At 48.8% G+C, this 12386-nt stretch carries 13 protein-coding genes; 2 read left to right on the top strand and 11 right to left on the bottom strand.

What is annotated here, in order from left to right:
• Position 1: 1 nt before the first annotated feature.
• The 10 genes from EAO38_RS06190 to EAO38_RS06145 all read right to left on the bottom strand — a co-directional run bounded on the left by EAO38_RS06190 (position 2) and on the right by EAO38_RS06145 (position 10000).
• Positions 2-1546: a hypothetical protein gene (locus tag EAO38_RS06190; protein ID WP_121022131.1), complete on the bottom strand. Its 1545-nt coding sequence runs from the start codon at positions 1544-1546 to the stop codon at positions 2-4.
• Entirely contained in the window at positions 1543-2121 is a 579-nt protein-coding gene (locus EAO38_RS06185; protein WP_121022129.1) for a hypothetical protein, read from the bottom strand. The genes EAO38_RS06190 and EAO38_RS06185 overlap by 4 nt, the downstream gene beginning before the upstream one ends.
• Positions 2122-2156: 35 nt before the next feature.
• Complete coding sequence (locus EAO38_RS06180) at positions 2157-5468, bottom strand: hypothetical protein (RefSeq protein WP_121022127.1); 3312 nt, start codon at positions 5466-5468, stop codon at positions 2157-2159.
• Positions 5469-5478: 10 nt separating this feature from the next.
• The gene (locus tag EAO38_RS06175; RefSeq protein ID WP_121022125.1) at positions 5479-6249 is read right to left on the bottom strand and encodes a hypothetical protein; all 771 of its coding nucleotides are present in this window, start codon (positions 6247-6249) and stop codon (positions 5479-5481) included.
• Positions 6250-6590: 341 nt separating this feature from the next.
• Positions 6591-7175, bottom strand: a complete 585-nt coding sequence (locus tag EAO38_RS06170; RefSeq protein WP_121022123.1) for a hypothetical protein — start codon at positions 7173-7175, stop codon at positions 6591-6593.
• The gene (locus EAO38_RS06165) at positions 7162-7554 is read right to left on the bottom strand and encodes a hypothetical protein (RefSeq protein ID WP_121022121.1); all 393 of its coding nucleotides are present in this window, start codon (positions 7552-7554) and stop codon (positions 7162-7164) included. Before EAO38_RS06165 ends, EAO38_RS06170 begins: the two co-directional genes overlap by 14 nt.
• The gene (locus EAO38_RS06160; protein ID WP_162982709.1) at positions 7555-7815 is read right to left on the bottom strand and encodes a hypothetical protein; all 261 of its coding nucleotides are present in this window, start codon (positions 7813-7815) and stop codon (positions 7555-7557) included.
• Between the two features lie 53 nt (positions 7816-7868).
• Complete coding sequence (locus EAO38_RS06155; protein WP_121022117.1) at positions 7869-8222, bottom strand: hypothetical protein; 354 nt, start codon at positions 8220-8222, stop codon at positions 7869-7871.
• Positions 8223-8230: 8 nt separating this feature from the next.
• A complete protein-coding gene (locus EAO38_RS06150; protein ID WP_121022115.1) occupies positions 8231-9412 on the bottom strand; it encodes a phage capsid family protein in 1182 nt (393 codons plus the stop codon).
• Between the two features lie 12 nt (positions 9413-9424).
• Entirely contained in the window at positions 9425-10000 is a 576-nt protein-coding gene (locus EAO38_RS06145; protein ID WP_121022113.1) for a Coiled-coil domain-containing protein, read from the bottom strand.
• 411 nt (positions 10001-10411) lie between these two features.
• Between EAO38_RS06145 and EAO38_RS08925 the strand changes: the two genes are divergently transcribed.
• Both EAO38_RS08925 and EAO38_RS06140 read left to right on the top strand, forming a co-directional pair.
• Positions 10412-10549 (top strand): hypothetical protein, encoded by a 138-nt coding sequence (locus EAO38_RS08925; RefSeq protein WP_162982708.1) that lies wholly within the window; start codon positions 10412-10414, stop codon positions 10547-10549.
• Positions 10539-10796 carry a type II toxin-antitoxin system RelE/ParE family toxin gene (locus EAO38_RS06140; RefSeq protein WP_121022111.1) on the top strand — a complete coding sequence of 86 codons (258 nt, stop codon included), beginning with the start codon at positions 10539-10541 and terminating at the stop codon, positions 10794-10796. The genes EAO38_RS08925 and EAO38_RS06140 overlap by 11 nt, the downstream gene beginning before the upstream one ends.
• Positions 10797-10809: 13 nt before the next feature.
• On the opposite strand, the gene EAO38_RS06135 is transcribed toward EAO38_RS06140, so the two are convergent.
• The gene (locus tag EAO38_RS06135; protein ID WP_121022109.1) at positions 10810-12375 is read right to left on the bottom strand and encodes a CHC2 zinc finger domain-containing protein; all 1566 of its coding nucleotides are present in this window, start codon (positions 12373-12375) and stop codon (positions 10810-10812) included.
• Positions 12376-12386: the final 11 nt, after the last annotated feature.

Genomic DNA, 12386 nt, shown 5'->3' with positions numbered 1-12386 from the left:
ATTAGATCCTCCATGTTCTTTTGAGTTGGTAGCGGGGGCTGAATTTGGGCTCTGTGGGTTTGGGGGGTGGGATCACATCGCTATGCGCTAGCGCGCTGGCTAGCGCGTCTATGCAGTCATCTTGTTTATAGGGCCTGTCTGGGTTGAAGCTAAAGAGTTCTTTTTTTAACTGCTCTTGGTTTTGGCATGCATGGCTAAAGACTAAAAACCCGGTGTTGTAATAGGGCCTTAGGGCCTTGATCTTGCTCACCTTAGAGACCTTGCGGCTGGGGGTGTAACAAATCATGTTTTCTTCTAAAGGGGCTTGCCCCTTGGCTTTGAGCGCCTCATTAAAGCGCACCAACTGCGCCAAAGTCAAGCGGTGCAGTACTAAGCCTCCCCCCTCGCTCTCAATATAGGTTTTTGCCCTAGGGTAGGCCTGCTTGGCTTGCAAGATGTAGGAGATGGTCGTCTCTTCATCCCACACCCCACAATAACAATCTAGCACGCAATAACGCACACTCTGTTTATAATTCTCTACCCCCACAACGATAATCGCGCGGTTGTCCGCGCTCTCTTTCAAGCTCATGGCGTTGTCCACAAAGATGTAGACATTGTAATCGCCTAGTTCATGCAAAAACACATTCTTATAAAACCCCTCTTCAAAATACCCCCCACTGGTGGCTAAAGGTTCTTGAAGATATTGCGCACAGAATTCGTCATTGCCCATTTGTAAACGCATGTTTTCTAATTCTACGACATTGTGGCGGGCTTGAAAAAGGGGGGTATTTGGCGGGCGCGTGTAGCTAAAATCCTTGCAGGTGTAGAGATCCTCATGGGTGTTTAGGGCCTGTAATTTGACCACGCGCCAAGCGCTTATTTGCTCGCTCTCAAATTCGCGCGGGCTGAGTAAAAACCCACACAAGTCGTTAAGACCTAATCTCTGCATTAAAATCGTGATGTTGCTCTGGTTGTCCTGCAAACGGCTTAGCACACTCTCTTTAAAATTGCTATTAACCGCCTTAACCGCGCTTTTAGAACTCATCTCGCTCACCTTGATCGGGTCGTCTATGAGGATTTGGTGGGCGTGAAAACCCGTTAGCGCGCTCTTAAGCGTGGTTACAAAGAGTCCCCCTCCCTCTCTTAGTACGAATTCTTGGGCGTTGTCTTGCAAGAATTCTAAAGGTTCGCAAAACACCTGCGCGTAAAATTTGGACTTCATCAAGTCGCGGACTTGGTTGGCGATCTTGCGACACAAGTCATCAGAGTAGCTGATATAAAAGAATTTGCGCGCGCGATCCAAGCCTAGCGCCCATGCAATAAAACACCTTGCTACGATCTCGGTTTTGCCATAACTAGGGGGCATGTTGATCATAAGGCGCGTGATGAGATCACCCCCCGCACTAGGTAGGGTACATTCTAAAATCTTGCACAAATAGGCAATATGCCAAGAATCCATAAAGGGGGCTAGATTGTAGCGCGCCCATTTGAGTTTGACAAAGGTGTAAAAATCCCTCTTGGCTAACGCCCTTAAGGCTAATTCTCTTTGAATCTCTTCTTTGTTCATGGGCGCGTCATCACCCCTAAAGAAGGCTTAGGGGTTTTAAAATCTAAGCCCTTTTGGAGTTGCAAGCCGGCGTTGATGTCCTTAGGATCATAGCTGGTGGTCATCACTTTGCCAAAGCCGTAATTTTGCCCAAGTTGGCCCTGAGCTTGGGCTCTCAAGAGCTGCGCGCGGGCTTTAGAATCGCGAGTCTGGTTGGCCACTTGTTGTTTTTGAAGCTGGTTAGAAAAGCGCGCTTGATCTTGGTTAAAATCCATTTGCTTTTTTTGCAAATCTAGGCCCTGTTGCTTAAAAGCAGCCCCTAGAGCGTCTTGGGCTTGGCTGTGTTTAAACGCCTCTTCTTGCAAGTCTTGGGCACGCTTGGCGCGTGCGTCCTCTATGGCGTGGCGCCCCTGCTGGTACTTGCGCAACTCTTCTTTATCCAAGAGCGCCATCATGTTATTGGTGGTGGCGTTCATATGCTGCGCAAAGTCTTTAAAAGTAGTTGCTAGGCGCGCATGGCTATCTCTTAAATGCCCCATGGCCTCGTTATAAAGCCCTAAAGCCCCACGGCCTGCGCTAATATCTGGGGGGGTCATTTATATCCTTTCAAATTTAAATTTAAGCATTCTGCTTAAATTTTCTCTGCCCAAGAGACATAGCACACTCCCCCAGCTCCTACGCTCACATTGTAGCTCGCATTGGCGACTAAATTAAACCACCCGGCCTTGCATGGCCCCATTTGCCCTAAACCGGTACCCCCTCCTGCTCCTCCAGAGACACTTACCACATTGCCAAAGCTTGTTACACCCCCAGCTTGCGCACTCTTGTCCACCCCTGTGCCTCCTTGTACAAAGATGTAATAATACCTAGAAAAAGGGGCCTGCCATGTTTCACTCTTAGTGAAGACCTTGGTTTTAAAATTGCTCCCTAAACGGGTCTGCTCTTTGCGCAACTCGTTTAATTGGGTGTGGAGTTTGCCAATTTCGCCTAAAAGTTTGGCTTCTAAGTTCACAGAGGATAACTCAGTGAATAGCGTCTTTTTGAGCTGGTCGATCTGGTGGTTGGCTAGGGTAGTAAGCTCCCCACTCTTGGTGGTGGCGTTGTTGTTAAAATCGGTAGTCTTAGCGCTGGCATTCGCGTCAAAGGTGTCGGTTTGGGTCTTAGCGTTCGCATCAAAGGTGTCGGTTTGGGTTTTGGCATTGGCGTTAAAGGTATCGCTCTGGGCTGTGGCGTTGTCGTTATAGGCTTGGACTTTTTGGCTTTCAAGGTTTAAAAACGCCTCCATCTTCACGCGCGCGGTGTCGTTGTGATCTCTGAGTTTTTGGGCCGCATTGGCGTTAAACTCTTGGAGTTTGGCGTTTTGGAGGCTTAAAAAGTCGTTGGTTTTGGCTTGGGCGTTGTCATTGTATTCTTGGAGTTTGGCCGTGGTGTTGTCATTGTATTCTTGGAGTTTGGCCGTGGTGTTGTCATTGTATTCTTGGAGTTTGGTGGGGGCGTTGGCGTTATAGCTATCTAGCAAAGTTTGGGCATTGATGTTGTAGTCGCTGGTCTTGGCGAGCGCGTTGGCGTCAAAAACCCCTTTGAGCGCCTCCATGTCCTTTTTGAATTGCTCGAGCTTGGCTAAGTTGTTCACATTGAAATTAGCCACTTGGGTCTGTGCATCCTTGATTTTTAGGGCCGCATGCGCATCGTAGTCGCCAAGTTTGGCGAGCGCGTTGTCATTGTATTCTTGGAGTTTTTGCGCGTCATTGGCGTTATAGGTGTCTAGCAGGGTTTGCGCGTTGGCGTTAAAATCTTGGAGTTTCTGGGTTACATTCACATTATAAAGGTCCTTAGCGTCCTGCAAGTCCTTTTTAAATTGCTCGAGCTTGGCTAGATTATTGGTGTTAAACGCCTTGACCGCGTCAGAGGCTTCTTGGACCTTGCTAGCCACATGCGCGTCATAGTCCGCACGCTTGGCGCTGTCATTGGCGTTATAATCGTCTAACTTGGCCTGCGCGTTGTCGTTAAATTCGCTCAATTTGTGCGCGGCTTTGGCGTTAAACTCCCCTAGCTTGTCCGCGGCGTTCTTGTCGTATTCTTGAGTCTTGGCGCTGTCATTGGCGTTATAGCTGTCTAGCTTTTGGGTGGCATTCGTGTTGTAATCTTGGGTCTTTTGGGCGTCATTGTGATTATAGTTGTCTAGCTTGGCTTGGGCGTTTTGAGTGTAAGTATCTAACTTGGTTTGCGCGTTCTTGTCATACTCTGCGACTTTGGCCGCGTCATTGTGATTATAGTTGTCTAGCAGAGTTTGGGCGTTGGCGTTGTAGGCGGTGGTCTTTTGGGTGTCATTGAGATTATAGTCGTCTAACTTGGCCTGCGCGTTGGTGTTGTAATCTTGGGTCTTTTGGGCTGTCTGGGCGTTATAGTCATCTAGCTTTTGGGTGGCGTTAGTGTCATAGGCGGCGCGTTTGGCGGTGTCATTGTGATTATAGTCGTCTAAGAGTTGCTGGGCGGTGGTTTCATACACCTTAGCCCGGTCGGCCAAAAGGTCTAATTTTTCATCAAAGCGATCCATGGCCTTTTGCTCGATGTCATCCACCCGGTCTTTGACCTTGTCCATTTCTGCTACCGCGTCTTCTAGCTTTTGATACTTGATCTCCCAAGTGTCTTTAAATTTGTCCATCTTTGCATCAATGGCTTTAAATTGCTTGTTGGCGCGCTCATTGATAAGGGTGTCTAGGGCGTGCAACTCTCTTAAAAGCTGTTCTTGGAGTTCGTGGAGTTTGGTCGCGCTTTCTGCCTCTTGGGTCTTAATGTCATTGAGCGCGCTAGCTAGGCGTTCTCTCAAAGTGGCCATGCTCTCACTGGCTAGCGTGCTTAATTCTTTGATCTGCACCCGTGCCTGCGTGCTCAAGTCTAAAAGCTCATCTTTGAGATCGTCCATCCCCTCTAATTTCTCTAAAAGGGCCTTCACGTTGTCCTTCATTTCTAGGACTTCTTGGGCTTCTTCATTGAGCCGCTGGATCAAGGCCTTAATGAGCTCCACCTGCTCTAAAACTAGATCAAAATTGCGCGCGATCAAATCGTTATTCTGAATCATGACCGCGTTGAAGTGATCGAAATACTGGTTGTAATCCTCAATGAGGTTTTTTATAAACGCCACTTGTGTGTTGATGTCATTGAGGCGCGCTACTCCTCGCGCTTCAGCCGGGCCATCTAATCTGGAGGCGCTGCGGTAAAGCTCTTTAAGGCTCTCAAAATTGAGCAGGACTCTATGTGTGGCTTGCAAAGAAAGATAGATTTGTTCTTTCCAATTGTTATTTTTATTGAGGGCCTGCTCGAGAAGGTCCAAATAGCTTTTCTCAATGTCGGTGGTGTTTTTAGGGGCGGGGGTGGCGTCTTTGGGGACCACCACCACTGGCAAAGGAGGAATGTCTGGGAAGGGGTTTAGCTGGGTCTTTACAAAAGGAGTTAGGGCCAACCCTAGAGTATTATCGGCCAATTCTTTAGATTGTTTAGCTCTGGCTAAGAGCGTTAAACTCTCTTCTAAAAGCAGCTTGGCCTCTTTGGTTTCTAAAAAGGCTTGCTGGGCTTTGTCTGTGGCCTGCTTGGCCTCCTCTAGGGCCTGCTTGGCCTCCTCTAGGGCGGCTTTGGCTTGGGTGGCGCGCTTTTCTTGGCGTTCTTTGAGCTTGTCTATCTCTTCTTGCACAATGGGGGGTAAAGGGCCCTGAGTCTGTGCGACCGGTGTCGTTTGGGCTGTGGGCGTGGTGGGCGTTTGAGTCTGTGCGACCGGTGTCGTTTGGGCTGTGGGCGTGGTGGCGGGCGCTTGAGTCTGTGCGACCGGTGTCGTTTGCGTGGGGCCGGGGGCTTGAGTCTGTGCGGGGTTGCCCACATCTACAATCTGAGCCACACTCACGCGCTGAAAAGCTTGTTGATTTTGGGGGTCTTTGGGATCTGGCATGTTCACTCCTTTAAGGATTAATAGGGGCTAGGGGGGGGCTGACCACAAGATTAAGGCTTTTTTCTAGGCGGGCGTGGTGATTCTGGCTCACAAAGCTCACCGCATAGCTTTTAGGAACGTGTTCTTTAAAAAACATCGTGTTGCCCGCACAGAAAAAACGCCCATCTAGGGCGAAACTCTCTTTAGCGTCTTTGAGGGTGGAGTACCCCCAAATTTTCACCGGATAGTCTGGGGTGGTCTCTAGGCTGGAGGCAAACACTTCAATATAATCGCCATGGCTTTCTAAATTGCCCAACTGCCCTAAAGCTTGGCTAATTTGGTTTAAATACCCATCTAGCCCGGCGTTGCTCTGATCTAGGCCGATCTTATTGATGGTGCGGATCACATTATCGGCGTGCTGGGCGATCCCACTCCCATTGGTCGCATTCCCTACGACATTTAAAAAACTCACATAGGCGTTAGCGCGGTTGATGGCCGCGTTGTCTTTGAGGCTCTTTAACATGCTATGGCATTGTATCAAGGTGTTTAACATGCCCGCCTTGGCGCCCTCTAGCTGGGCGCGGGTGGTAGCGCGCTCTAGCTCTAGCTTGGCCTTGACCTGTAGCCCCTCTAGGCTACCACGCGCTTCTTCTAAACCTAGACGCGTCTCTTCTAAATAGAGCTTCTCGCACTCTATGGCCCCTTGTAAGCACAACTGGTGTAATTCTTTGGTGCTAAAATTCTGGGTTTGCAGGGCCTCTCTTAGGGCTAGAAAAGCGCGCACAAAGCGGTTCACATTCATACTCTAACCACCCTAAAAAGAAATGACACACCGCTCAACATGGGGCTATTTAAGCGCAAAAGCCCAAGTAAAATCAAGGGTTAAAAAAACACAGATTAAAGGGGGCTTGACAAATCAATCAAAAAGAGGCACAATAACCCTAGCGGAGACACTGGACAAGTAGCATCATCAACGCTAAGATTATCAGCATTCTATGCATATCGTTACCTCCTTTCAGGAGGTCGCCCACTACCTACCTAACCCTCAGCTTGCGCTGATACGCCAAATATCCAAAGAAGTAACGACACGGCCTACATTGACATTATAACAGAAAAAGCGGACTTTTAAAGCTTTGGGGGGCGCTACACCCGTACCACCCTAGAAGTGTAGTTTGCTGAGGCGTACAAATTGTTCAAATACATTGCCAACATATTTTTCGCTTCTTTGAACAAGTTCTTAAAGACCCCGATTTTATTGAGATTGGTTTCATCCGTGGGGACTTCTAGCAAGAGAGAGAGGACCCCATAGACCAGCGCGTCCGTGGCCAACGCGGGCAAAGGTAGGGGTTCTTCTGTGCTCTCAATGGGCTTATAAGCGTAGTAGATCACGCTCAAAGTCCCCGGCTTAAAAGGGGTGATGCTTAGGGCCTCTTCTTGGATAAAAAGGGCTAATCCCTCCAACATGGGCACACTGGTGCGCTGCATGAGAATCTGCCCCTCAAAGCGCGCTTCTAACACGCCCAAGAGATAGGGGGCGCGCAAAAGGGGGCTAGAATGGGTTAAGCTCTTGGCCTTGGGGGTGCGGTTTAGCTTGAACTCTAAAATAAGCTGCGCGGCGGTGGAATTGAGCGCGTCTAAGATCTCCATTTCACTAAAGCGCGCTTGGGGGCTAGGCACATCCTTAAGCCGCGCGCGTACTTTGTGCTCCACTTCATTAGCGTCCACCATGGATTAACTCTCTTTCTATGTCCTCAAAAAAGGGGGGGTTTAGGTACAAACACCCTTTTAAAATATTTTTTTCATACACGTACATAAAATCACTGATGAGCACCCTTTGGATAGGATCGACACTCATCTGGCCGACCACCAAGTAAGCGTCCAGCGCACTTGGCTCTAAATGCATAAAATTAAAATTCTTAGGGCAATCTTGGGGGTTTAGCTCCCCCTCTCCAGGGAGCACAAAAAAGGCTAACCCCTTGCAATAGTACACGCTAGTACCCACACTCAATGGTAAGCTTAAGACTTCCCCCTGCCAAGTGGCTTTTATGCGGCCGTACTTGTCCTGTAATTGCACTTGGGTTTTTGCTCCTAAATTGACTAAACGCATCTATTCTCGCAACATGGGCCCTGCAGGGCTAAGGTCATAGGTGTTAGCGCTCGCACCTATGGTGGCGTTGGCTTGTAGGCGTTCTTTCTCCCGCGCGTCATAGCGCTTTTTTTCCTCTAACCATTGTTCACGCGCTAGGCCTAGGGCTTTTTTAGACTGCTTGATCTGCTGGTCTGTGGCCCAAATTCCCACCCCTAAAGACGCAATGCCTAGGGCGGTGTTTAGCCCCTGCCCAATAGCCCCAAGAGCCCCACTACTCATGCCCCCTCCTGCTAACCCTCCACTGCCTAGGCCAAAATCAAAAGGCCTCATGATCAATACTCTACAGAGATCACACTGGGCAAGAAATACAACACCCTTAAGATGGCTTGCGCCTGCTTGTCTGGGGTGGTGATACGCGCTTGGATCACTTGGGTGGTTTGGCTGCTCAAACGCGCTTGACTTTCTTCCCACCCTTTAGTCTGCGCGCTGACATCGTTCATAAAAAAGTCTTGCGCGTCTTTCAAGCCCACATCTACCAACGTGTTCCCTACGCTAGGCTGGGTGATTTCTAGATTCACGCTGATCACCTCTGCCCCCTTGGGGACCACCACTAAATCTACTTGCTCTTTGTCTAGGTTAAAAACCACCTTGGCCAAATAACTCACATTGTGTACTTTTTGCTCCATACTCTCTCCTAGTGTTTGGCGCTAAAAAGCCCAATCACGGCAAAATCGCTATTATTGTAGATGCTATCCACCCCTCCAGCGCTCATAAAACGCGCCTTAGAGACCCCTAGGACTCGATCCACCCCACAGATGGTCTTGCGCCCCGCGTCTTCGCTCTCATTGATGTAAAAATGCACCACAGAATTACCCGCCAAGACGAGCGCGCTAGCCCCAATGAGCGCGCCAATGCTCACAGAAGTCGTGTTTGCATAGCTGCTAGGGGGGGTAACTTGGGTTACATTCTGTTTATTCAGATGGGCTTCAAATTCGCTATCTGAGACATCGCTATTTAATAGCCCCACATTGACACTAGTCCACACCCCCATGTCAATCACCGGGCAATTATCCACAATGCCCACAATCCCGCTAAAGAGCGCGTTCTTATCCCCTCTCACCCCGGCGTATTTTTGCAGGTCTTGGTATTCTTTATCGCTTTTGAGCTGGTTGATGGCAAAACTATCCAACAAGATGATATAGCTGTAATTTTGCACACTCACTCCCCCAGTGGTAACCATCTCACTCCTAATGGGCTTTAAAGGAAAAGCCTGTTGGTTATTGTATTTGAGCCCCGCGCGGGCTTGAAAAATCGCGCGTCTTAGGGCCTTGAGATTCATCGTGTCATCTGGGGTGATCTTTTGGGCTAACTTGGGCACGTCATCACCCGGGGCGGGGGTTTTAAACCCTTCTGCTAAATCGCACACCACCGCGTTAGTCAAGTCGTTAGAAAGGGCGCACACTAGGGCGCGATCGCGCTTGCTGGCTATCCACTCCGTCAAGCTATCACTAGCTTCCTTAATAAAGTCAATATGCTTTAGCGCGCTGTAATGCTTGATCTCACTCTTAATGGCGTTGCCCACGACTTCTGGGTAAATCGTCTGACTCAAAATTTCCAGATTGTCAAAATTGCTATTAAAATCGCTGTTTCCTCTAACCCCCGATCCGCTCAATTGGGCTTTTAAACGGGGCCGGTAGGGCTGGTTATCCTCCACAATATAGGTGCGCACCCCTCTATCACTCCCCCTGCCTGCGAGGGGCTCAAAGGGGCTTTTTTTCCAACTAGCCGCCTCGATCTGCTCGGCGATCTTGACACTCACATTGGGGTCGTTCTTCCAATTGGCTAAATTGATTTGATTCAAAGCGCTTAAACTCATGCTTCACTCCTGTTAAAATCGATTCATCACTAGATCGGGGGGGGTATCTGCCCCGCTAGCCCCCGGGTTGCCTTGAGCGCGCTGGGGTAATTCCTCTTCTTGGGGCTCTTCTTGGGGCTCTTCTTGGGGCTCTTTTGGGCCCTTAAAGGCTTTGAAAAGCTCGTAAAGGGCCTCAAAAAAGGCCTGTGAATCCAAATTATCCAACTCTTTTTTATACTTGGGGGGGAGGTCGTCCTCATAGAAGGCTAGCATCTCTTCTAGCTTGGCCTCCGGGTGCTTGGCTAGAAAGGCCTCTTTAGCCGCCTCGATCTCTTGCTGGCCTTTTTTGGTGTTGATTTGATCTTGGAGCGTGTTGGCCTGCTCCACCTTGGCCCCTAGATTTTCTTTTAGAAAGGTGTTTTGCATCTCTAGGAGTTTTTTTACAAAGGCTTCTTTGTCGTCAAAAAAAAGCCCCTCTAAATCCGCATCGATGTTTTGTGTGGCGTATTTGGCAAAGTCGCTTTCTAGCGAATCTTCAGATTGCTTGATTTCTCTTTTGAGCGTCTCTAGCTGGACCTCTTGCTCTGCTAAACTGGGTTGTGCGTCCACTCTATTCCCTTTTTTTTAAATGGGCTAGTAAAACATAATGCACAACAAAAATCAAGGGTTAAAAGGGGCTAGGGTTTAAGGCAAACACACTAGAATAACCCTAGCAGTGTTTGGCTTGCCTTTTGTGCGGTATTTGGCGCAATGCTTTAAGCTTGCTTAAAGTTATGGGTTAGGGGTCGGCAGTGGGTGGCACCCCAGAAAGGAGAGCCAAGCATGAGAGTTCTTCTCGTGGTGTTGTTGGTTTTAGTGGTTTTCGCACAACCACTATATTAAACCAAAAGGGGGGCTTTAAGCCCCCCTTGACCACTAACACCATTGTAAAATACAATAACTTAATTTTTCTAGAATCAAAAGTTTAAGCCAAACACACTAGAATAGCGCGGGGGGCTAGAAAAACACTTTGGAGGCCTCATGTTGGTAGAAATCCCAGATAGTTTGGTGCAACTGCTTGAATTACAGGGCTTGAGCGTGCTAGAAGTACTAGAGAGTGTACTAAAGCCCAATGAAGAGACCCTAGAGGCGCTTAAAGAATTAGACGATGCGCATTAAAGAATCTCAAGCCTTTAAAAAGGACTTAAAGCGCATAGGTTTGAGCGCACCACTGGTGCACATCCTACATCTTTTGCTCAATAAAGAGGCTTTGCCCCCATCAGCGCGATCCCATGGGCTAAAGGGGGGCTTAGGGGGCTTTTTAGAATGCCATGTAAAACCGGACTTGCTTCTGCTTTACCGCATTCAAGAAGACACCCTAGAATTAGGGCGTTTGGGCACCCATGCCGATATTTTTAAGCTTTAGCCCCGCAACTGCCTTAGTTAAGCATACTGCTTAACTTTTTTTGCAATAAAAAAGCTAGCTGGAGATCGCCCCGGTTAAAGGCCTCTTTAAAAGAGGCTTGGAGGGCTTGGATTTTGAAGGCCTTTAGGCTTGGCTCTTGATGGGGCAATTCTAGGGGTTTAAAGCGCTTTTCTAGCCCGGCCAATACATTAAAATGCTCCAAACAAATCGCCTCAAATTCGGCTTTTAAGCTGAAATCTTCCTTGCTTAAAAAGCTCTTGGCGGTGTAGCAAAAACCCCGGTCTATGAGCATGGTCGCTAAGATGCGCCCCTCTAGCCATAGGGGGTTGGCATGCAGACCGGGGTGGGCTTCATGCAATTTGGCCACCTTTTGTGCGATCTGGGGGGCGATGGGCTTGTGCACACCTAGGGTGCTTAAACAAAAATCTTTTAAAAAAGGGGGGTAGTTCTTGATGAGCCCCAAGAGGTTTTTATAATTGGTGTCGCGCTGGTGGGGGGGGTGGCTAGGGGCTAGCAACCCACGCGCGTAATACTTCCACCCGTGTGTCTTTAATAGGGGGGGTTTTGCGCTCAAGAGTAAGGCCTCTCCCATGTCTTTTAGGCCTTCTGCTAGCTTGATGACAGCGGTGTGCGTATAGGGCTGGGGGTGCTTAAAACACATCTCTAGGGCGCGGCTGGTGGCTTGTTCCCCCGCGCTGTCTTGATCAAAACAAAAGCAAATTTCTACATTGAGCGTGCGCAAAAATTCTAAATGCTGCAAAGTGAAGGCGGTGCCCACACAACACACGGCATTATTGTAACCCCATTTTTCAAACCCGGCCACGTCTAAAAAACCTTCACATATGATGACCTGCTTGTGGGCTATAATGTGTGGACGGGCGCGATCCAAATTCCACAGAACCCCGGATTTAGAAAAATACCGGCTTTCTTTGGAATTTTTGTACTTGGGGATTTGAAGGTCCTTTTGGAAAGGGGTGCGCGGGATGCAAATACCCCCGCTAAAGCCACATAACCTCCCCTTAAAATCTTTGAGCGGGTAGAGAATGCGCCAATCAAAAAAACCTCTAGGTAACCCGCACTCTTCTAAGGCTTGCAAAGGATAATGTTTTAAGAGCGCGTTGTGCACGCTAGAGTGCGCGTATCCTAGGCCGTAGTCTTGAATCTGGGCCTCACTTAGCCCGCGCTTGGCTAGATACTCTAAAACGATGGGCTCGGCCTCTAGGGCTTGCTTAAAAAGCTGGTGGGCCTGCTGCAAGATCGCATAACCGGGCCACTCTTGGGGAGTTGTGTGGTCGTATTCTAAAGCAAAATTACAGAGTTTGGCGACCTCTTCTATAGCCGCCTTGAAGTCCACCCCTTTGAGTTCCTGCAAGAAATTAAAGATGTCCCCGCTCTTGCCACAGCCATAACATTTCCAAATCTTTTTAAAAGGGTGGATGATGAAGCTGGGGGTCTTCTCTATGTGCAGGGGGCAGAGCGCGCTGTATACACTGCCAACCCGGCGCATTTCTAGGCCTAGACTCTCCAAAATGAAAATGATGTCTAATTGGGACTTTAGGGTGTCCAAATTGGCGATCACAGCGGCGCTCT

The organism is Helicobacter vulpis (assembly GCF_003660395.1).
Lineage (GTDB): Bacteria > Campylobacterota > Campylobacteria > Campylobacterales > Helicobacteraceae > Helicobacter > Helicobacter vulpis.
This window is presented reverse-complemented; position numbering and strand designations above follow the sequence as displayed.

Coding starts and splice junctions, on each gene's coding strand:
- EAO38_RS06190 (WP_121022131.1), bottom strand. CDS start 1,546: ATGAACAAAGAAGAGATTCAAAGAGAATTAGCCTTAAGGGCGTTAGCC.
- EAO38_RS06185 (WP_121022129.1), bottom strand. CDS start 2,121: ATGACCCCCCCAGATATTAGCGCAGGCCGTGGGGCTTTAGGGCTTTAT.
- EAO38_RS06180 (WP_121022127.1), bottom strand. CDS start 5,468: ATGCCAGATCCCAAAGACCCCCAAAATCAACAAGCTTTTCAGCGCGTG.
- EAO38_RS06175 (WP_121022125.1), bottom strand. CDS start 6,249: ATGAATGTGAACCGCTTTGTGCGCGCTTTTCTAGCCCTAAGAGAGGCC.
- EAO38_RS06170 (WP_121022123.1), bottom strand. CDS start 7,175: ATGGTGGACGCTAATGAAGTGGAGCACAAAGTACGCGCGCGGCTTAAG.
- EAO38_RS06165 (WP_121022121.1), bottom strand. CDS start 7,554: ATGCGTTTAGTCAATTTAGGAGCAAAAACCCAAGTGCAATTACAGGAC.
- EAO38_RS06160 (WP_162982709.1), bottom strand. CDS start 7,815: ATGAGTAGTGGGGCTCTTGGGGCTATTGGGCAGGGGCTAAACACCGCC.
- EAO38_RS06155 (WP_121022117.1), bottom strand. CDS start 8,222: ATGGAGCAAAAAGTACACAATGTGAGTTATTTGGCCAAGGTGGTTTTT.
- EAO38_RS06150 (WP_121022115.1), bottom strand. CDS start 9,412: ATGAGTTTAAGCGCTTTGAATCAAATCAATTTAGCCAATTGGAAGAAC.
- EAO38_RS08925 (WP_162982708.1), top strand. CDS start 10,412: ATGTTGGTAGAAATCCCAGATAGTTTGGTGCAACTGCTTGAATTACAG.
- EAO38_RS06140 (WP_121022111.1), top strand. CDS start 10,539: ATGCGCATTAAAGAATCTCAAGCCTTTAAAAAGGACTTAAAGCGCATA.